Below are 17,539 nucleotides of genomic sequence, written 5' to 3'. Positions count from 1 at the left end.
AGAATAATGAAGCCGACAGTGACCGGACCGAAAACACCGGTTCGTTTCCGGTTAGGTACGTTCAAGAAAACATTAACACGCCTTGGCGAGCGAAGAGCGTGCCGGACGGCTCCCGAAGGTTGCCCTTGAACGGCCTCCTGCTCTTCGCAATGGCCAACGTCTGCTTGAGTGTGACGACCAGTAGCTGCCATTGTGTTCATCCCGGTTCGGCCCACAATGAAAGTATCGCCTCTTACCTTGGGAGATTTCCATGAGCGGAACCCTCTATCGCCTTGCTGCCTTCACCGACGACTCGCGCGGCGGCAACCCCGCCGGAGTGTGGCTGGGCGAGGCGCTGCCCGAGCCGGCGGAGATGCAGCGCATCGCCGCCGAGGTAGGTTATTCCGAAACCGCCTTCATCGCGGGGGAGGGTGAACGGCGCACGGTGCGTTACTACAGCCCCGAGGCGGAGGTGAGCTTCTGCGGCCATGCCACGGTGGCAAGCGGCGTGCGATTGGGTCAATTGGGCGGGGCCGGCAGCTACATGCTCGATACCGCGGTGGGCGAGGTGATGGTCACGGTCAATCAAGTAGAAGGGGAATGGCAGGCCTCGCTGGTCTCGGTGACGCCCGAGTTCCGGCCCGCCGAGCCGGAGTTAGTGGCACAGGCCCGCAAGCTGCTCGGCTGGCAGGCCCACGAGCTCGATCTATCGCTGCCGCCGGCACGGGCTTATGCCGGGGCATGGCACCTGGTACTGGCGTGCAAGGAGAAGGCGCGGCTCGACCGGCTCGACTACGACTTCGAGGGGCTCAAGACGCTGATGCAGCGTGAAGGGCTGACCACCCTGCAGTTGGTGTGGCGCGAGAGCGAGGCGCACTTTCACGCCCGCGATCCCTTTCCGGTGGGAGGCGTGGTGGAGGACCCGGCCACCGGCGCGGCGGCCGCGGCCCTGGGCGGTTACCTGCGCGATGCGGGCCTGCTCCAGGCGCCCGCCCGGCTGACGATTCGGCAGGGCGAGGCGATGGGGCGGCCCAGTCGCCTGCAGGTGGATATTCCGCTCTCGGGCGGCATCGTCGTCACCGGGCAGGCGGTGGAGCTTGACCGATAGAAAGCGCGACATTTTGGCGTGCCAAAGGATGACAACCGCCGAGGTGCGCCGCTCGCGCCAGAGGCGAACGGCGCGCTATTCTCAAGCGGGTTGGTAACTTCCGGCGTCAGCGGCAAAGCTGATCGACAAACGGTTCCAGGCGTTGATGGTACAGATCGCCAGGGTGAGGTCGGTCAGCCCTCTCTCGGAGAAGTGCTCGCGGGTCGCCTCGAACAGGGCGTCGTCGATGCCGTTACCGGCGAGGAGCGTGTTGGCCTCGGCCCAGGCCAGGGCGGCACGCTCGCGGGGAGTGTAGAAGGGCGTTTCGCGCCAGGCGCTCAGGGCGTACAGTCGCTGTTCCGTCTCGCCGGCCTTGCGTGCGTCCTTGGTATGCATGTCGATGCAGTAGGCACAGCCGTTGATCTGCGAGACGCGGGTATAGATCAATCCCAGCAGGCCGTCGCTCAGCTCACCCTCTTGCGCCGTCTTGTGTACGTGATTCTGCAGGTCGAGCATGGCCTTGAGGCCGGCGGGGCTGGCGGAGTAATAGTTCATGCGCATGGGTGGGGCTCCGTAAGTGAATGGAAGCCCCACCCTAGCCCGATGAATCATGGGCAGAATTGTAGATTTTCGACCCGTCGGCTCAGTGCAGCTTCATGCGCGGGCGAATGAAGCGGTTGAGCCCGTCCGAGAACAGGATGAGCGCCGTCTTGGCCGTGCCGTGGATGGCGCGTTGGTGCATGCGGTAGAGCGAGACATAGAAGAGCTTGGCCAGCCGGCCCTCGATGAACAGGCTGCGCGCCGAGGCGCCGCGCATTAGGCTGCCGATCGCCTCGAAGTGGGCCAACGAGATGAGCGAGCCGCGGTCGCGGTAGCGGAACGGTTTGAGCGTGCCGTTATCGAGCCGGGCCAACAGGTTCTTGTAGAGCCGCTGGGCCTGCTGGTGGGCGGCCTGGGCCCGCGGCGGCACCACGGAGCCGTCCGGCTGCGGGCAACTGGCACAGTCGCCAAAGACGAAGATGTTAGGGTCGTCGACGCTCTGTAGTGTCGGCTCGACCTTGATGCGCTGGTTGCGCTCCAGTGTCAGCCCCAGTTCGCGCAGCATGTCGGGCGCCTTGATGCCTGCCGCCCACACGTTGAGGTCCGTCTCGATACGTGCTTCGTCGGCGGTTACGATGGCATTCTGCTCCAGGCATACCACTCGGGTGCCGGTGTGTACTTGCACGCCCAAGCGTTCCAGTTCGGTACGCACGGCGCCGCGAATACGCTCGGGCAGGGCCGGCAGAACGTCCGGTGCCGCTTCTATCAGGTGGACTTCCAAGTGGCGGCTGTCCATCTCGGTGAAGCCGTAGCTGTGCAGCATGCGCGAGGCATCGTAGAGTTCCGCTGAAAGCTCCACGCCGGTAGCACCGGCGCCGACGATACCCACGGTGAGCCGAGGGTGCTGACGTCGCTCGGGGTCGCTGTAGCGCAGGAAGGTATTGAGCATGTCGTGGCGGAACGCTTCCGCCTGGGCCGGGCTGTCGAGAAAATGGCAGTGCTCGGAGACGCCGGGCGTGCCGAAGTCGTTGCTCACGCTGCCCAATGCTAGCACCAGGAGGTCGTAATCCAGGGTGCGCGCCGGTAGCACTTCCTGGCCGTGGTCATCGAGCACCGGCGCCAGGCGCAACTGACGGGTATCGCGGTCGAGGCCCTCGAGCGTACCGCGCTGGAAGCGGTACCCATTGAGCTGGGCATGGCTCTGGTAAGAGATCTCGTCGATGCTGGAGTCGAGCGCTCCGGTGGCGACCTCATGCAGCAGCGGCTTCCAGATGTGGGTCGTATTGCGATCTATCAGGGTGATCTCGGCCTTGCCGCGCCGCCCCAAGCGCCGCCCGAGGCGAGTAACCAGCCCCAGCCCGCCGGCACCGCCGCCGACGACCATGATCCGCTTTCTGTCCATGTATAACTCCGCTAGATGAAAATTAGTCAATTGAGAAATGGTCCCCCTACTCTTCAACTGGACGATGGGAATGGTTGTACTTTTTACTTATCTACACCCGCGCTCAGGCATGCTGTGAATGGCCGTCTCGGGTGGTTCTACCCTTTGCTGAAGAGGCTTCGAAAATGAGTGGAGTTTCCCAGCCTGACCTGACTGATAATATCGGCATTGGAAATTTCCGGCCTGCGCAGGCGGTAACCACAGGCCTGACGCTCGAGCGCTACGCGCCCGGTGCGGCGCTGCGTCCCTACGTGCAGTGCTACTGGCAGGCGAGGTGGCGGGGTGGAGGCGAGCCGGCGGGCATGGAGTTGCTGCATCCGGATGGCGCCACCGGGCTGCTGTTCAACTTCGGCGGTGCGCTCGAACGCAATGGCGAACGAGTACATGGCGATTGCTGGATCGACGGCCCCAAGCGGCGCACGGCGCGGCTGGCAGTGGGGGATACGCTCGATCTGTTAGGCGTGCGCTTCCTTCCGGGTATGGCGTTTGGGTTCGTCGGCGAGGCTCTGTCGGCCCTGACCGGTGGAAAACTGACGCCAGGCGATGCCCTGCGCCGGCTCAAACTCGAAGCGCTGCACGAGCGGCTGTGGCAGGCACCTGACTTGGCCGGACGCCTGGCCCTGCTGGAAGCTTACCTGCTGGCCAGGCTGCGCCACGTGGAACGGGCGCCACAATCTCTCGTGTCATCGCTTGACTGGCTCCGACGGCAACATGGCCAGGGCAGCATCGCCGCGCTGGTCGACGAGATGCCGTTCGGTCAACGCCGCCTGGAGCGGTTGTTCCAGCACCACGTGGGACTCTCGCCCAAACGTTACGCCCGGCTGCTGCGCGTGGCCCACAGCCGCGAGCTGATCAAGCAGAGCGGGGCGGCCACGTCGTTGACCGATACCGCCTTCGCTGCCGGCTACTTTGACCAGTCGCATTTCATTCATGATTTCAAAGCTGTGACCGGCTTCACGCCGGGCAGCTACCTCGACCATGTGCAGCGGCGGTATGGAGCTTCAATTTGAGACTCGCTTCGGCTAACGGTTCCTTGAGCAAGCAGCGGATGGAGTCAAATCTGGTAATCACCGAGGGCCGATATGAGTCTTGCACGTGTATCGGTTCCTTCGGCGGGAAGCATGGTGACTAGGCGCAGGCTGCTCAACCGCTCGTCGGCGAGGTCAAAGCCTGAATGCTCGAAAGCGAGCTCCCCAAGGTGGGGGTGACGAAAATGCTTGATTCCATCTCGCCAACCGCGAACTGTAGGCTCAGCCCACCAGCGCGCGAATTCAGTACTTTGTTGCGAAAGGGTCAAAATGAGTTCTTCGAACAATGACTCGCCTCGATAGCGTGCATAATTAGCACGGAACGCTGCGATAAGCCCTGTAGCGTGTTCCTCCCAGTCAGGAATTCTATTTCTTAGAGGCCCCAGCAGCCCCATATGTAAACAGTTTCGCTCAATGCCTTTAAGGGCCTGAAGGTCGCCGAGGACCAGTTCGGCGGCATCGTTCCACGCTAACACATCCCACCGCCTGCCGTGGATATAGGCTGGGCAGGGCGACAGTTCGTCCAGTACGCGCTGGAGCCGTTTGCTCACACCCTCGCTCTCAGCAAGTGGGACACTTTCGTCCGTCATATGACCGGAGAGCCGCAGCAAGTAGCGTGTCTCAATAGGTTCGAGGCGTAACGCGTTCCCGATTCTCTCCAGGGTCTTCGCAGATGCCCTCACATCTCGGGCCTGCTCAAGCCACTTGTACCATTCAACGGAAATGTCGGCGAGCTGGGCAACTTCTTCGCGCCTCAAGCCGGGCGTGCGCCTGCGGTTCCCCCTGGCAAGCCCTACGTCCTCAGGGCGAACCTTTGCGCGCCGATCCTTTAGGAACTGAGCGAGTTTGTGTAAGTCGTCTGTTTTCAAGTTTCGCTCCATGGGGGGAGGTCTTATTCCCTGATAAAAAGTTCCTTAATTCCCATTTCGGAAAGAGTACGTTACGGCTTGAGTTCAGGCAAATCGGGAGTCTTCATATGAAGCTAACGGCAACGGTAACCGGTCGGCTAACGGTACATAATCCCTGGGTGGGCCTTTGGGTCATCCTTTCCGCTGCCTTCATGGCCATTCTTGATGTCTTCATTGTCATCGTAGCCGCACCAACCATACGTGGGGACCTTGGCGCCAGTACCGCCGATATTCAGCTCATCCTTGCCGCTTACAATCTCGCATTTGGCTTGACGTTGATCACCGGTGGCCGCCTTGGTGATCTCTATGGTAGGCGGCGAATTTTTCTGAAGGGAATTTTATTGTTCACCTTGTCTTCACTTGCCGCGAGTCTTTCGCCTAATACCGAAACGCTTATTGGAATGCGCATTGTACAGGGTCTTGCGGCCGGTTTGATGATGCCACAGGTCTTCTCGATCATTCAGGTCTGCTTCGACGATAAAGGACGCGGCAAGGCCTTTGGCGCTTTCGCGTTCGTTTCAGGTGTCGCGGCCACTGGGGCTCAGTTGGCCGGTGGGGTGCTTCTTGCATTGGACTTGTTTGGGCTCGGATGGAGAACAATCTTTCTTATCAACGTACCTGTTGGCGTGATCGCATGGATTGCCGCTCGGCACTTTGTTCCTGAGAGTAAGGCTCCTGCAGGAGCGCGGCCCGCACTTGATCTCGTCGGTGTAGTGCTGCTGACGCTTACTCTGATTACGGTGATGACTCCGCTGACCCTTGGTGTGGAACAGGGGTGGCCATGGTGGGCATCCTTGGGACTGATCTTGTCTCCTGCCATGCTCTGGGCATTCATACGCTGGCAGCACCTAAGGGAAGCGCGCGGGCTGACGCCGCTGGTGGTAATTTCGCTTACCCGCAACGTCAGCTTCATTCACGGCAACTTTATGGCATTGGCATTCTATGCAAGCAATGCAGCACTTTTCTTGGCCATTCCTCATGTCATACAAGACGGATTTGGACACTCGCCCTTGGCATCAGGGCTTGTATTTATGCCTCTAGCGTTGGCTTTTTCGGTCACAGCAGCGTGGGTTGGTAAATTCGTCTCACAACATGCCGGGAAGCTGGTCTTGGGAGGCAATAGCGTATTGATTTTAGCGTACTGTATCTTATTCCTTGCTGTTTACATGGGCGAAATAGGAAGCATTGTGTGGTGGTTGTCTCCCGGTGCTCTCCTTGCGGGTATTGGCATGGGCTTGGTTCAGCCAAGCATCAATTATTTGAGCTTGCGCACAGTGTCACAAGAAGAGGTGGGGTCCGCCTCGGGCCTGCTCAACACCAGTTTTGAGATAGGATACGCGCTAGGTACGGTGGCAGCAGGTATCGTCTTTCTCTCAGCGTTTACTGACGAGACCCTACTGAATGAAAGATTCCAAGCTGCTTTCGGTTATAACCTTGTTTTTACATCGATTCTGGCCTTAGCCCTTATTGCGGTGGTTTTGAGGCAACCCAAAGCGAAGCTTTGAAGCGAGGCCCCAGCTAGCTTAGTGGCGCTATGCGGCAATCTGGAGCCACGTGCGGCGGCGTTATGCTCGTAGCCTACCTTGCCGATTCGTACTCGTCATGGCGTTTCAACCAGTCCATCAGGTTGCGAGCAGCATGTAGGTGCTGTCGACGAGTGAGTCGCCGCGCCCTTAGGTCGAGTAGGTGTGGAAGATATCGCCGTTGGCGTCGCGGTAGAACACGCTGAGCCCGCTGGCTGATCACCAAGTCCTTCGCCTTCCGATCGGCGGGCTGAGCAATTGGAACTGACGGACCGGGGCCGAGCGACTTTCTTGCCGCTGGACGAGGCATCGCAGAAAAAGACGGTAGCCGTGTTGAAATGACTTTCGGAACCTGAGCAACACCCGCTGGTCGATGCCATGAACCAGATCAAGAGCCTGCTCAGCGAAGCGGACGCAAGCTACGAATTGCGCGATCCGCAGCCGGGCGACATGGGCTGGATCGTTCATCGGCAGGCGGTGCTCTACGCGCAGGAGTACGGCTGGAACGCAGAGTATGAAGCGTTGATCGCGGAGATCGTTGCCAAGTACCTGCGCGATTTCGATCCGCGCTGGGAGCGGTGCTGGATCGTCGAGAAGGATGGCAGCGTCGTTGGGTCGGTATTCGTCGTCCGGGAAGACGACACGACCGCAAAGCTGCGACTGCTTTACGTCGATCCCTGCGCCCGTGGCCTTGGGGTAGGCAGCCGGCTCGTGGAGGAGTGCCTCAGGTTCGCCCGCCAGGTCGGCTACCGCAAGATGGTCTTGTGGACCAACAGCGTACTGACCGATGCGCGCAGGCTTTACGAAAGAGCGGGATTCGAACTGGTGGAGGAGAAGCCCCATCACAGTTTCGGCAAGGACCTGGTAGGCCAGGTTTGGAGGCGCGATATCGATCTATAGCCAGGTACGAGAACGCTATGCGGCCAGCGCCGAAGACGCCGGCCGCGAAGTGGTTCAGGTCGAGGTCAGGTGGGCAATGGCCTGCTCCAGGTACGCCTTCATGCGCTCGTTCATCCAGGTGCTGTCCTTCAGTGCCGATTCCTGCTCGTTGGCCTGGCGGATCTTACGATGGGTGGCCGGGTCGTCGCCGGCAAAGCGGCGCAGCAGTGCCAGCCATTCTTCGCCCAGTCGTTGAACGGCAGGATCTTCGGGGGTCGAGCCCTGCTCCAACTGCTCTCGCAGGCGGGCCATTAGCGGGGGCCATTCCTTCATGCACAGCGGGTAGCGCTGCCGCATGTACTCGAACTCCTCGTCCGACAGATAGCGCTGGTAGATGACCAGCTTGCTCTCGGCAAAGGCTTTCAGAACGTACTCAGAGACGCGGGATGAGATGCCCAGCTGTTCCTGCACGCCGGGCTCGTTGGCGTGCATCACATTCAGCTTGTCGAGCAGTGACGGGTCGCCAGCGGTATCCCGCTCCAGCTTGGCCATCCAGCGCGTCGCCAAGTCCCGCGCTTCGGTGGAGGCAGGGGAGATGCCACGCTGAAGCAGGGTCTCGGCTTCCCGTACCAGGGCGTTCCACTCTGCCTGGCGGTCGGTGTCGGCGTGGTATAGGGGCAGGCGGTCGAGTTCGTCACGCGAGAAATAACGGTCGTACATCGTCATCAACTCCAGTGTATCCAACCATTCGGCCAGGTCCGGTTCTTCGGCATCGGCGAACTGGCGATGCAGCCGCTGGAGACGGTCTCGCAGCCGAATCTGCTGCGCGATCTGGGCTTCCAGCATGCCGATCTGTCGCTCGACGATATCCGCCAGAGGCGGTTCCGGCCGATCCAGTAGGTTTCCGATGGCGGCCAGCGACATGCCCAGGGAGCGCAGCGCCTGTATGCGATGCAGGCGCGCGATGTCCTGGCGGCTGTACAGCCGATAGCCGGCTTCGGAGCGCGTGGGCGGCACGAGCAGACCGATGTCGTCGTAGTGGTGAAGCGTTCTCACGGTCAGCCCGCTGCGTTTGGCCAGTTCACCGATCCGCAACAACATCGAAGGGCTCCTCTCGTCCAGGCAAGATACAGGTTGGAGGCTCACGTCGCGTGAGGGTCAAGAGGAGAGTATAGGGTGATTGTCGATGCGCTTGACGCCTCGATCATCGAGGTATAGGTTTCCCCCATGACCAAAGCGAAATCCGAAGCGGCCGCCGGCCGCCGGATCCCCGACTACAGCGACCCTTCCTACTGGCGCGGCACGATCAAGATGTCGCTGTCGAAATTCTTCGTGCTCAGCGTGCTGCACCGCAAGCCGATGCACGGCTACGAGGTGGTGCAGGCGGTGGAGAAGAGCACCAACGGCTGCTGCAGCCCTTCGGAGGGCACGGTCTATCCGGTGCTCAACGAGTTCGAGGCGGGGGGCTACCTCTCCTCGACGAACGAGGTGGTGCAGGGGCGCTCGCGCAAGGTCTACGCACTGACGGAAAAGGGGCGGGAGGCCTTTCAGGTGGCGGTGGACGCCTGGCTGGAGGCCACGGACTGCATCGTCGAGAGCCGTCGCATGGCCGCTGGGGCAGTGAAACGGGAGGTGTGGGAAGGATGAGCGCGGCGCGTTTTTTCAGGTTCGGATACCTCGATGATCGAGGTAGGCGATGAGCTCGCGCATCGGTGTGGTCGTCGCCCTGGGCGTTTCCCAGACGCTGGCTTGGGGCTCAACCTATTATTTGCCGGCCATTCTCGCCGTGCCCATGACGCGAGACCTCGGCCTGTCCACCGGTACGGTATTCGCAGCGTTCTCCTCGGCGCTGGTGGTCTCGGCCGTGCTGGGGCCGGCGGTGGGGCGGCGCATCGACCGATTTGGCGGACGCGACGTGTTGGCGGCCTCGAGCCTGGTGTTTGCCCTGGGTCTGGTGCTGCTGGGCCTGGCGGATGGAGCCAAGCTGCTGTGGGCGGGATGGCTGGTGATCGGCGTTGGCATGGGCATGGGGTTGTACGAATCGGCTTTCTCGACCCTGGCCGGGCTCTATGGCCGAGAAGCGCGTGGCCCCATTACCGGTATTACGCTACTGGCGGGCTTTGCCAGCACCGTATGCTGGCCGATCACCGGCTGGCTCAACGCCGAATTCGGCTGGCAGAACGCCTGCTTCACCTGGGCGGCAGTGCACCTGCTGCTGGGGCTGCCGCTCAACCGCCTGCTGATTCCCTTCGGTATCCAGTCGCCCGCGCCTCACGCCGAGACGGCAGTCGCCGAGGCGAATTCGACTTGGCTGCCCATGGCGCTGCTGGCTTTCGTCTTCGCCGTGACCTGGTTCGTCAGCACGGCCATGGCGGCGCACCTGCCGTGGCTGCTACAGATCGCCGGCCTCTCGCCCGCCGCCGCCATTGCGGCCGCGGCGCTGGTGGGGCCGGCCCAGGTGGCGGCGAGAATGCTCGAGTTCTCGCTGCTGCAGCGTTTTCATCCCTTGCTCTCGTCCAAGTTGGCGGTGGTGGCGCATCCCATTGGTGCGCTCGGCGTGATGACGCTTGGGGCACCGCTGGCCACGCTGTTCGTGCTGCTGCACGGCGCCGGCAACGGCATTCTCACCATCGCCAAGGGCACGCTGCCGCTTGCCATTTTCGGCCCCCATGGCTATGGCCTGCGCCAGGGCGTGCTGATGGTGCCGGCACGCTTCGGCCAGGCGCTGGCGCCGCTGGTCTTCGCCCTGTTGATCGAGCGCTTCGGCACCCAGGCGCTGCTGTTCTCTGCTGCCCTCGGGCTCGCTGCCCTGGTGGCGCTGCTCGTCCTGCACACTCACGCCATGAAGGAGGCGACATGAGGCTTCGCACGCTCAACGACCCCGATTATCTTCCGGCCCTCGACGAGCGCTTCGCTCACCGGCGGCCCGGCCAGGGCTTGCCCGATCCGCTGGGTCAACCCCCACGCATATTGTTGCTCTACGGCTCGCTGCGCGAACGCTCCTATTCGCGCCTGGCGGTGGAGGAAGCCGCGCGGTTGCTGCGCTATTTCGGCGCTGAGACGCGGATCTTCGATCCGTCCGATCTGCCGCTGCCGGACCAGGTGGCCGGCGACGATCACCCGGCCGTGCGCGAGCTGCGCGACCTGGCCATCTGGTCGGAGGGGCAAGTGTGGTGCAGCCCCGAGCGCCACGGCCAGATCACCGGCGTGATGAAGACCCAGATCGATCATCTGCCGCTGAGCATGGGGGCGGTGCGGCCTACCCAGGGGCGCACCCTAGCGGTAATGCAGGTCAGCGGCGGCTCACAGTCGTTCAATGCGGTGAATACCCTGCGCCTGCTGGGGCGCTGGATGCGCATGTTCACCATCCCCAACCAGTCCAGCGTGCCCAAGGCCTACCAAGAGTTCGACGAAGCCGGCCGCATGCGGCCCTCGCCGCTCTACGACCGTATCGTCGACGTGATGGAGGAGCTGGTGCGCTTTACCCTGCTGCTGCGGCCCCACGCCGAAACATTGGTGGACCGCTACTCGGAGCGCCGTGAGGCTGCCGGCGCCAAGGCGGATCCGGTGACGGACAAGGCGGCGGTGGGCTAGGCTTCCTGATAGGTCAAAACTCGAGGGCTAGCCGCAGCCTGTCCTGGTGCTGGATGCCGTTCTCGTAGATCGGTTCGTCGTAGTGGGTGAGGAAGTAGTTCCGTTCCACGGCGACGACCCGGAACCCCACACGTTGGTAGAAGGCGAGCTGATAACCGAAGGTGCCGGTGCCCAGCTCGAGGCGTCGTGCACCCAGCTCGCGGGACATGTGCACGGCGTGCTCCAGCAGCTTCGTGCCAATGCCTTTCCCTTGGTACGCCGGGGCGACAGCGATATTCATCAGCTCACAAACGCCATTCCCCATGGACTGAATGACATAGGCGCCCACGGTCTTTCCTTCGATGGTCGCGACTTGACACATCGAGTGTTCGAGGTAGCGCTTGATGGCGTCTAGCGAGGGATCGGCCTCCAGCAGGAGGTCGAGAGGTGCCTCGGCGCTGGGTACGGATTGGATCAGCATGTCGATGTTCCTACGACGTTTCGGGTAGCGGCCGTGTTCATGTGATGACGCGCCCTGACAGAGGCTACAGAGACGAGGCCGGGGCGTCATGCACCCCGGTGGTCGCCATCTTCCAAAAAGCCATCACGCCGGCTGCGGCAGTTGCTGCGCTGCAATTTCGCTGTGCAGGTGCTCGACCAGCCGGTCTATGCGCGCCAGGGCGCTTTGAGTCGAGGCCGCCAGCGCCTCGCCACCTTCCTCCTGGTGCTCAATGGCAATGCTATGAAAGCCAGCGATGCCGATGAACTGTAGGGCGGTGCGTGCGCTAGGCTCCATATGGTTGAGTGCAGCCAAACGGCCCCCCGGGTCGAAGCCGTGATCGCCGCGGGAGGAGAGCAGGACGGCGTGACGCGGGCGGTCGACCAGCATCGGCAGGTAATACTCCAGCGGCAGATGGGGGTGATGGCCGTATTTCGAGTCGTAGTCGACGGTGCGACCCAGGCGAATGACATTGTCGATCCAGGCCTTGAACGCGGCCGGCGGGCCGAAGTTGTACATCGGTACGCCGAGCACCAGGATATCGGCCCGCTCGACTTCGCTTGTCAGCGTATCACTCTCGGCGAGCACTGCCTGCATGGATTCGCTGCGATTTTCAGTGGGCGTGAAGGCCGCCTCGATCCATTCGACGCTGGTCAGCTGCGGCGGCTCGATACCGATATCGCGATAGACGATTTCGGCGCCCGGCTCCAGGGCCCGCCAGCGGGAAACGAAGTGATGGGTCAGCCGGCGGGTGTGCGAGCCGTGATCGTGAGTACCGGCGCGGCCGGGGCGCGGGCTGGCATCGAGGTGAAGTAGGCGCGTCATGGGCTTTCTCCTACGCTGGGTGTAGTATCATCGAGATGAGTTGCTTTCAGCCTTGATTGGCGGCTTGTTTCATATAAGCCTGAAGCTCTGCAAGGCGACAAACGATAATTCTTTTCCTCTAATGGAAAATAAAATTCATTCATGTTGCCGCGACGACTCCCCTCTCTTTCCGCTCTGCGCGCCTTCGAGGCGGCGGCGCGTCACCGCAGTGCCAAGCGGGCAGCCGAGGAACTTTCGGTCACGCCGACAGCGATCAGTCATCAGATTCGCCAGCTCGAGGAGAGCCTGGGGGTAGCCCTTTTCGTGCGTCGGCCACGGCAGTTGATACTGACGGCGCAGGGGCAGACACTGCTTCGCGTGCTGAGCGACTCCTTCGATGCCATCGCCGAGACAGTGACCAAGCTGCGCCAGCCGCCGGCACGGCAGGCGGTAACGCTGTCCACCACACCGGCCGTGGCCGCGCGCTGGCTGCTGCCCTGGGTCTGCCTGCTGCGTGACGCGCATCCGGATATCGACTTGAGCATCCAGGTCTCTCATGAATGGGTTGCCCTGGACGGCATCGTCGCCGACATGGCGATTCGCTATGGTGAGGGCCCCTGGCCCGGCCTGGTGGCCGAGAAGCTATTCGACAATGTCTTCATACCGGCCTGCAGCCCAGCGCTTGAGCTACGTGAACCCGCCGAACTGGTGCGCCATACGTTGCTGCATTTTTCTTCGCCCAAGGTCATCGCTCCGGTGGATTGGGCGGCCTGGCAGCGTCGGGTCCAGGTGCCGGGGCTCGATGTCAGCGCCGGCCTGCTGTTCTCCGACGAATCCCACGGCATCACGGCGGCGCTGGATGGCCAGGGCGTGGCTCTGATGAGCCGCCACCTGATCGCGGAGGAGCTGCGCCAAGGGCGCCTGGTTCAGCCGTTCGGCCCCGAGATCACGGTGCAGCCGTTTCATCTCGTCTATCCCCCCGAGAGGCTAGGGGAGCCGGCCATCGCCGCTGTGCGTGAATGGATTCTGGGGTTGAAGGAAGCGCCTACCCGCGAGAACGTCTGCCACGCCCAGTAGGCTGAAGCTTCATGGCGCCAGCCCGGTGAGCTTATCGGGATTGCGCACGATGAAGATGTCCGTCGCCTGGCCCGAAGGGTCGAAACCGAAGGTCACCACGGCTGTGACGACTCCTTGCCGATGCATCAAGAAGCCGCGGCCCCCGTTGATATCGGCTTCATGCCATCGGTAGTCGGCCCAGTATTGACTCAACCGGCTGGCCAGGAAGCCAAGCACCTCCGTCTTGCCGTGCAGCGGCTCGAGCAGGGTGGGCACCTTGCCGCCGCCGTCGGCACTCAGGCGAACCTCGGCCGAGAGCAGGTTCGCAAGCCGCGCCGTGGTGCCTTCGGTGATGGCGAGCCGGAATGCCTCCATCAGCGCCTGCTGGCGTGCTCGCGGTGGGGCGTGCCGTTCCTCGGCGGTTTGGAGATTGCTCCGCGCCCGGGACACCAGCTTGCGGCAGGCCGGCCCCTTGAGTTCGAGCATGGCGGCGATTTCGTCATACGAGGTGTCGAAAATCTCATGCAGCAGATAGGCCGCTCGCTCTTTGGGCGACAGCCGCTCCAGCAGCAGCAGGAAGGCGGTAGAGAGTGAGTCGGCGAGCAAGGCGGCATCCTCGGCAGCGGCAACGGCGGGCGTGGGGATGGGCTCGGGCAGCCAGGCGCCGACATAGTCGACCCGGGCCCGGTGGGCGTTGTCCAGCAGATCGAGGCAGCGCCGCGTGCAGGCCGTGGTCAGCCAGGCGCGGGGCGTGCCGATAGCCTCACGATCCGCTGCCTGCCACTTGAGAAAGGTGTCCTGCACCGCATCCTCGGCGTCGGCGCGCGAGCCGAGGATACGATAGGCCAGCCCCAACAGCATGGGGCGGGCCTCCTCGAAGTGAAGCAAATCGGCTGAAGACATCAGGCTGTCTCGGAAACCGGAGCCGCCTTGTCCTTGGCCCAGGCCACGGTGGCAGTATGAATCTCGGGCGGATGAGCCAGCAGGGGCGTTACCGCGGCGATATAGGCGTCATAGGCCGGCCCCTGCATGAAGGCCTGTGCATCCGCGCCATCGACGTAGCGCTGGAAAACGCGGATCGTATCGGGATCGCTGTCGTCGTAGCAGTAGAAATAGGCGTCATGGACCTGGCGCGCCTCGATACTGGGTGCCAGATGGTCCTCCCAGGCGCGCCTTACCTCATCGCGTTTGCCAGGCAGTGCCTTGTGCTTGATGAAAAGCGTGTTCTGGTTCATGTGTGGTTCCTGAATCGTTGGGTGAAGGTGGCGAGATGAGAGCCGAGCGGCTGTCATGGCGATGACGATTCAGGAGCGGGACTTGTGACAGGGGCAGACTCATCCATCGCTTCCTCCTGCTGAGGATGGAGTTGCCCCTTATGATAGTGCGATGCTCGTCGAGGACCCGACAACGGCTCCACATGAAGGAGAGCGGCCATGTTCCTATCGGCACAGGATATCGAAGCCCTTGAAGGCGTGAGGAAAGTGCACTTCCTCAACACCAAGGCCGTCCGCATCAACAAGTCGCTGGGCGACGCCGTGGGCATGACGCAGCTTGGAGTTCATAGGATTAGCGTGCCGCCCGGCCACCTCTCTACGGAGTACCACTGCCATCGCTACGAGGAGGAGGCCATCTACGTGCTTTCAGGGTGTGGCGTAGCCACCCTGGGCGACTGGAAGCAGCCGATAGGCCCCGGCGACTTCATCGGCTGTCCAACCAATGGCGTGCCGCACGAAATGTACAACGACGGCGACGAGCCGCTGGTATGCCTGGTGATGGGCCAGCGGCTGGTGCAGGACGTTACCGACTACCCCCGCCAGGGCAAGCGGCTGTATCGCAACAGTGGCGAATGGGACCTGGTCGATGGCGATGCCATCGTGCACGTGCAGCGCTAGACGTTCGTGTCGGGCTGAGCTAACCGCGCATGCGTAAGCGTCTAGGGCGCCGAAATGCCTGGGATTCAGACAGAATCCGTCCGATGAGCAGTGAGCATCGTTTCAGGTAAGTAAGGGCTTACTGGGGCGCCCGATCCATCGATACCGGCCATAGGCTCGTTGCTCGGTCAGGCCTGCACTACGGTTTGCCCGCTCGACCCACCCCTGCGGCCAGCTCGCGAACCAGGCCATGCACCGCCTCGACGGCGCCGCGCCGTGTTTCGGCGCTTTCGATGCCCTCCACCAGCGCCGAGCCGACCACCACGGCATCGCTGAATCGGCCAATTGCTGCCGCCTGTGCGGCAGTGCGAATGCCGAAACCGACCGCAATCGGCAGGTGGCTATGCTTGCGCAGTTGACCCACCATGCGCTCGACATCTTGTAGCGCCGGGGCGCTACCACCCGTAATGCCGTTCACCGACACGCCGTACAGGAAGCCCGAGGCATTCTCCAGAACCCGGGGAAGCCGCTTGCTGTCGGTGGTCGGTGTGGCGAGGCGGATAAAGGCAATGCCGTGCTCCCTGGCGGGCAGGCACAACTCGTCGTCATGCTCGGGCGGCAGGTCGACCACGATCAAGCCATCGACTCCGGCATGGGCAGCCTCCTTCAGGAATCGCGCCACGCCGTAGCGGTGTATGGGGTTGTAATAGCCCATCAGCACCAGCGGCGTGTGCGACTCCTGGCGGCGGAAGGCGTGCACCATCTCGAGCGTCCGGATCATGTTCTGCCCGCCCCTGAGGGCGCGTAGCGCTGCCTTCTGGATCGTGGGCCCGTCGGCCATGGGATCGCTGAATGGCATGCCGAGCTCGATCACGTCGGCGCCAGCCGCCGGCAGCCCCTTGAGGATTTCCAGCGAGGTCTCGAAGTCGGGATCGCCGGCGGTGACGTAGGTCACCAGGGCCGGCCTTTTTTCCGCCTCGAGCGCTGTAAAGCGCTCGTCGAGGCGAGTGGCGTCGTTCATGGGGCTCTCCTTGGCGGCGTTCATTGAAAATTCTCCCCGAGATGTTGGGCGACGCTCATCATGTCCTTGTCGCCTCGTCCGCTCAGGTTGACCACCATGAGGTGATCGCCGGGCAGCGTCGGCGCGCGCTTGGCGACCTCGGCCAGGGCGTGGGCCGATTCGAGCGCGGGAATGATCCCCTCCTGACGGCAACAGCACTGGAATGCCTCGAGCGCTTCGTCGTCGGTGATCGAGACGTATTCGACGCGTCCCCGTTCATGCAGCCAGGCGTGCTCCGGGCCGATGCCGGGATAGTCGAGCCCGGCCGATATCGAGTGGGCATCGGTGATCTGGCCATCCTCGTCCTGCAGCAGGTAGGTGCGGTTGCCATGCAGTACGCCGGGCACGCCGCCGCTGAGGCTCGCCGCGTGCAGGCCGGTCTCGAGGCCCTTGCCGCCGGCCTCGACGCCGACCATCCTGACCGCTTCGTCGGCGAGAAAGGGGTGGAACAATCCCATGGCGTTCGAGCCACCACCGATGCAAGCGACGAGGGAATCGGGCAAACGTCCTTCTTTCTCGAGGATCTGCGCACGGGTCTCGCGCCCGATCACCGCCTGGAAGTCGCGCACCATGGCGGGATAGGGGTGCGGCCCGGCCACGGTGCCGATGATGTAGAAGGTCTCATCGATATGGGTGACCCAGTCGCGCAGCGCCTCGTTCATGGCGTCCTTGAGCGTGCCGGTACCCGTCGCGACCGGAATGACCTCGGCGCCGAGCAGCTTCATGCGGAACACGTTGGGTTGCTGGCGTTCGATATCGGCCGATCCCATGTAGACGACACAGGGCATGCCGAAACGTGCCGCCACGGTGGCCGTGGCGACGCCGTGCATGCCAGCGCCCGTTTCGGCAATGATGCGTGTCTTGCCCATGCGCTTGGCGAGCAGGATCTGGCCGATGCAATTGTTGATCTTGTGCGCGCCGGTATGGTTGAGCTCTTCGCGCTTGAGATAGATTTTTGCGCCGCCGAAGTGCTCGGTAAGACGCTCGGCATAGTAGAGCGGGCTGGGCCGGCCAACGTAGTCGCGCTGGAAGTAGGCGAGCTGGCGCTGGAACTCGGTGTCTTTTCGTGCCGTATCGTATTCGGCCTGAAGATCGGTAATCAGCGGCATCAACGTCTCGGGGACGAAGCGACCGCCGAAGCGGCCGAACAAGCCATCGGCATCGGGCTGCATCGTGTCGTCGGTCATGGGTTGCCTCGAAGGTTCATGGAACGTTCGGTGAAACTAGCGCAGGCAGGCGGGGCGAAAAATCGATAAGATGGCCGCTATATGTGAGTCTGGGTCACAGATCG

The 17,539-nt window shown here is 62.7% G+C and carries 19 protein-coding genes; 9 read left to right on the top strand and 10 right to left on the bottom strand.

What is annotated here, in order from left to right:
- Window positions 1–250: 250 nt before the first annotated feature.
- Window positions 251–1,087: a PhzF family phenazine biosynthesis protein gene (locus F0A17_RS11225; protein ID WP_149328432.1), complete on the top strand. Its 837-nt coding sequence runs from the start codon at window positions 251–253 to the stop codon at window positions 1,085–1,087.
- An 81-nt stretch (window positions 1,088–1,168) separates the two neighbouring features.
- Here F0A17_RS11225 and F0A17_RS11220 read toward each other — a convergent pair whose 3' ends face one another.
- Together F0A17_RS11220 and F0A17_RS11215 are read right to left on the bottom strand one after the other, a co-directional pair.
- Window positions 1,169–1,627, bottom strand: coding sequence for a carboxymuconolactone decarboxylase family protein (locus F0A17_RS11220; protein ID WP_149328431.1), 459 nt, complete (start codon window positions 1,625–1,627; stop codon window positions 1,169–1,171).
- An 82-nt stretch (window positions 1,628–1,709) separates the two neighbouring features.
- Window positions 1,710–3,008 (bottom strand): NAD(P)/FAD-dependent oxidoreductase, encoded by a 1,299-nt coding sequence (locus tag F0A17_RS11215; RefSeq protein WP_149328430.1) that lies wholly within the window; start codon window positions 3,006–3,008, stop codon window positions 1,710–1,712.
- Between the two features lie 164 nt (window positions 3,009–3,172).
- Between F0A17_RS11215 and F0A17_RS11210 the strand changes: the two genes are divergently transcribed.
- Window positions 3,173–4,057 (top strand): helix-turn-helix transcriptional regulator, encoded by an 885-nt coding sequence (locus F0A17_RS11210; protein WP_149328429.1) that lies wholly within the window; start codon window positions 3,173–3,175, stop codon window positions 4,055–4,057.
- A gap of 44 nt (window positions 4,058–4,101) precedes the next feature.
- Here the strand turns inward: F0A17_RS11210 and F0A17_RS11205 are convergent, their stop codons facing one another.
- Window positions 4,102–4,944: a helix-turn-helix transcriptional regulator gene (locus F0A17_RS11205; RefSeq protein WP_187774683.1), complete on the bottom strand. Its 843-nt coding sequence runs from the start codon at window positions 4,942–4,944 to the stop codon at window positions 4,102–4,104.
- Between the two features lie 107 nt (window positions 4,945–5,051).
- Between F0A17_RS11205 and F0A17_RS11200 the strand changes: the two genes are divergently transcribed.
- Complete coding sequence (locus tag F0A17_RS11200; RefSeq protein ID WP_149328427.1) at window positions 5,052–6,488, top strand: MFS transporter; 1,437 nt, start codon at window positions 5,052–5,054, stop codon at window positions 6,486–6,488.
- 396 nt (window positions 6,489–6,884) lie between these two features.
- Window positions 6,885–7,406 carry a GNAT family N-acetyltransferase gene (locus F0A17_RS11190; protein WP_228716887.1) on the top strand — a complete coding sequence of 174 codons (522 nt, stop codon included), beginning with the start codon at window positions 6,885–6,887 and terminating at the stop codon, window positions 7,404–7,406.
- Between the two features lie 54 nt (window positions 7,407–7,460).
- On the opposite strand, the gene F0A17_RS11185 is transcribed toward F0A17_RS11190, so the two are convergent.
- The gene (locus F0A17_RS11185; RefSeq protein WP_149328426.1) at window positions 7,461–8,486 is read right to left on the bottom strand and encodes a MerR family transcriptional regulator; all 1,026 of its coding nucleotides are present in this window, start codon (window positions 8,484–8,486) and stop codon (window positions 7,461–7,463) included.
- Window positions 8,487–8,612: 126 nt separating this feature from the next.
- Here F0A17_RS11185 and F0A17_RS11180 point away from each other — a divergent pair, with 126 nt between their 5' ends.
- From F0A17_RS11180 to arsH, 3 genes are read left to right on the top strand one after another with little or no spacing between them, the layout of a single operon-like run.
- Window positions 8,613–9,032: a PadR family transcriptional regulator gene (locus F0A17_RS11180; RefSeq protein ID WP_149328425.1), complete on the top strand. Its 420-nt coding sequence runs from the start codon at window positions 8,613–8,615 to the stop codon at window positions 9,030–9,032.
- Window positions 9,033–9,081: 49 nt separating this feature from the next.
- On the top strand, window positions 9,082–10,245 hold the full coding sequence (locus F0A17_RS11175; RefSeq protein WP_149328424.1) for an MFS transporter: 1,164 nt from the start codon (window positions 9,082–9,084) through the stop codon (window positions 10,243–10,245).
- Window positions 10,242–10,979, top strand: a complete 738-nt coding sequence (arsH, locus tag F0A17_RS11170; protein WP_149328423.1) for an arsenical resistance protein ArsH — start codon at window positions 10,242–10,244, stop codon at window positions 10,977–10,979. Before F0A17_RS11175 ends, arsH begins: the two co-directional genes overlap by 4 nt.
- A gap of 13 nt (window positions 10,980–10,992) precedes the next feature.
- On the opposite strand, the gene F0A17_RS11165 is transcribed toward arsH, so the two are convergent.
- Both F0A17_RS11165 and F0A17_RS11160 read right to left on the bottom strand, forming a co-directional pair.
- On the bottom strand, window positions 10,993–11,439 hold the full coding sequence (locus F0A17_RS11165) for a GNAT family N-acetyltransferase (protein WP_149328422.1): 447 nt from the start codon (window positions 11,437–11,439) through the stop codon (window positions 10,993–10,995).
- A 123-nt stretch (window positions 11,440–11,562) separates the two neighbouring features.
- Entirely contained in the window at window positions 11,563–12,282 is a 720-nt protein-coding gene (locus tag F0A17_RS11160) for an FMN-dependent NADH-azoreductase (protein WP_149328421.1), read from the bottom strand.
- Window positions 12,283–12,423: 141 nt separating this feature from the next.
- Between F0A17_RS11160 and gcvA the strand changes: the two genes are divergently transcribed.
- Window positions 12,424–13,338, top strand: a complete 915-nt coding sequence (gene gcvA, locus F0A17_RS11155; RefSeq protein ID WP_149328420.1) for a transcriptional regulator GcvA — start codon at window positions 12,424–12,426, stop codon at window positions 13,336–13,338.
- Window positions 13,339–13,347: 9 nt separating this feature from the next.
- Here the strand turns inward: gcvA and sigJ are convergent, their stop codons facing one another.
- Entirely contained in the window at window positions 13,348–14,220 is an 873-nt protein-coding gene (gene sigJ / locus F0A17_RS11150; protein ID WP_149328419.1) for an RNA polymerase sigma factor SigJ, read from the bottom strand.
- Complete coding sequence (locus F0A17_RS11145) at window positions 14,220–14,552, bottom strand: putative quinol monooxygenase (RefSeq protein WP_149328418.1); 333 nt, start codon at window positions 14,550–14,552, stop codon at window positions 14,220–14,222. Before F0A17_RS11145 ends, sigJ begins: the two co-directional genes overlap by 1 nt.
- 198 nt (window positions 14,553–14,750) lie before the next feature.
- On the opposite strand from F0A17_RS11145, the gene F0A17_RS11140 reads away from it, so the two are divergent.
- Complete coding sequence (locus tag F0A17_RS11140; protein WP_149328417.1) at window positions 14,751–15,209, top strand: cupin domain-containing protein; 459 nt, start codon at window positions 14,751–14,753, stop codon at window positions 15,207–15,209.
- A 178-nt stretch (window positions 15,210–15,387) separates the two neighbouring features.
- Here the strand turns inward: F0A17_RS11140 and trpA are convergent, their stop codons facing one another.
- Together trpA and trpB are read right to left on the bottom strand one after the other, a co-directional pair.
- On the bottom strand, window positions 15,388–16,209 hold the full coding sequence (gene trpA, locus F0A17_RS11135) for a tryptophan synthase subunit alpha (protein ID WP_149328416.1): 822 nt from the start codon (window positions 16,207–16,209) through the stop codon (window positions 15,388–15,390).
- A gap of 20 nt (window positions 16,210–16,229) precedes the next feature.
- The gene (gene trpB, locus F0A17_RS11130; RefSeq protein ID WP_149328415.1) at window positions 16,230–17,435 is read right to left on the bottom strand and encodes a tryptophan synthase subunit beta; all 1,206 of its coding nucleotides are present in this window, start codon (window positions 17,433–17,435) and stop codon (window positions 16,230–16,232) included.
- Window positions 17,436–17,539: the final 104 nt, after the last annotated feature.

The organism is Billgrantia pellis (assembly GCF_008297955.1).
GTDB classification, from domain to species: Bacteria; Pseudomonadota; Gammaproteobacteria; order Pseudomonadales; family Halomonadaceae; genus Halomonas; species Halomonas pellis.
Note: the sequence above shows the minus strand (reverse complement) of the source record. Positions and strands in the feature narration are given on the sequence as shown.

Bases quoted from the DNA above. Each gene is read 5' to 3' on its own strand.
- F0A17_RS11225 (WP_149328432.1), top strand. From the start codon at position 251: ATGAGCGGAACCCTCTATCGCCTTGCTGCCTTCACCGACGACTCGCGC.
- F0A17_RS11220 (WP_149328431.1), bottom strand. From the start codon at position 1,627: ATGCGCATGAACTATTACTCCGCCAGCCCCGCCGGCCTCAAGGCCATG.
- F0A17_RS11215 (WP_149328430.1), bottom strand. From the start codon at position 3,008: ATGGACAGAAAGCGGATCATGGTCGTCGGCGGCGGTGCCGGCGGGCTG.
- F0A17_RS11210 (WP_149328429.1), top strand. From the start codon at position 3,173: ATGAGTGGAGTTTCCCAGCCTGACCTGACTGATAATATCGGCATTGGA.
- F0A17_RS11200 (WP_149328427.1), top strand. From the start codon at position 5,052: ATGAAGCTAACGGCAACGGTAACCGGTCGGCTAACGGTACATAATCCC.
- F0A17_RS11190 (WP_228716887.1), top strand. From the start codon at position 6,885: ATGAACCAGATCAAGAGCCTGCTCAGCGAAGCGGACGCAAGCTACGAA.
- F0A17_RS11185 (WP_149328426.1), bottom strand. From the start codon at position 8,486: ATGTTGTTGCGGATCGGTGAACTGGCCAAACGCAGCGGGCTGACCGTG.
- F0A17_RS11180 (WP_149328425.1), top strand. From the start codon at position 8,613: ATGACCAAAGCGAAATCCGAAGCGGCCGCCGGCCGCCGGATCCCCGAC.
- F0A17_RS11175 (WP_149328424.1), top strand. From the start codon at position 9,082: ATGAGCTCGCGCATCGGTGTGGTCGTCGCCCTGGGCGTTTCCCAGACG.
- arsH (WP_149328423.1), top strand. From the start codon at position 10,242: ATGAGGCTTCGCACGCTCAACGACCCCGATTATCTTCCGGCCCTCGAC.
- F0A17_RS11165 (WP_149328422.1), bottom strand. From the start codon at position 11,439: ATGCTGATCCAATCCGTACCCAGCGCCGAGGCACCTCTCGACCTCCTG.
- F0A17_RS11160 (WP_149328421.1), bottom strand. From the start codon at position 12,282: ATGACGCGCCTACTTCACCTCGATGCCAGCCCGCGCCCCGGCCGCGCC.
- gcvA (WP_149328420.1), top strand. From the start codon at position 12,424: ATGTTGCCGCGACGACTCCCCTCTCTTTCCGCTCTGCGCGCCTTCGAG.
- sigJ (WP_149328419.1), bottom strand. From the start codon at position 14,220: ATGTCTTCAGCCGATTTGCTTCACTTCGAGGAGGCCCGCCCCATGCTG.
- F0A17_RS11145 (WP_149328418.1), bottom strand. From the start codon at position 14,552: ATGAACCAGAACACGCTTTTCATCAAGCACAAGGCACTGCCTGGCAAA.
- F0A17_RS11140 (WP_149328417.1), top strand. From the start codon at position 14,751: ATGTTCCTATCGGCACAGGATATCGAAGCCCTTGAAGGCGTGAGGAAA.
- trpA (WP_149328416.1), bottom strand. From the start codon at position 16,209: ATGAACGACGCCACTCGCCTCGACGAGCGCTTTACAGCGCTCGAGGCG.
- trpB (WP_149328415.1), bottom strand. From the start codon at position 17,435: ATGACCGACGACACGATGCAGCCCGATGCCGATGGCTTGTTCGGCCGC.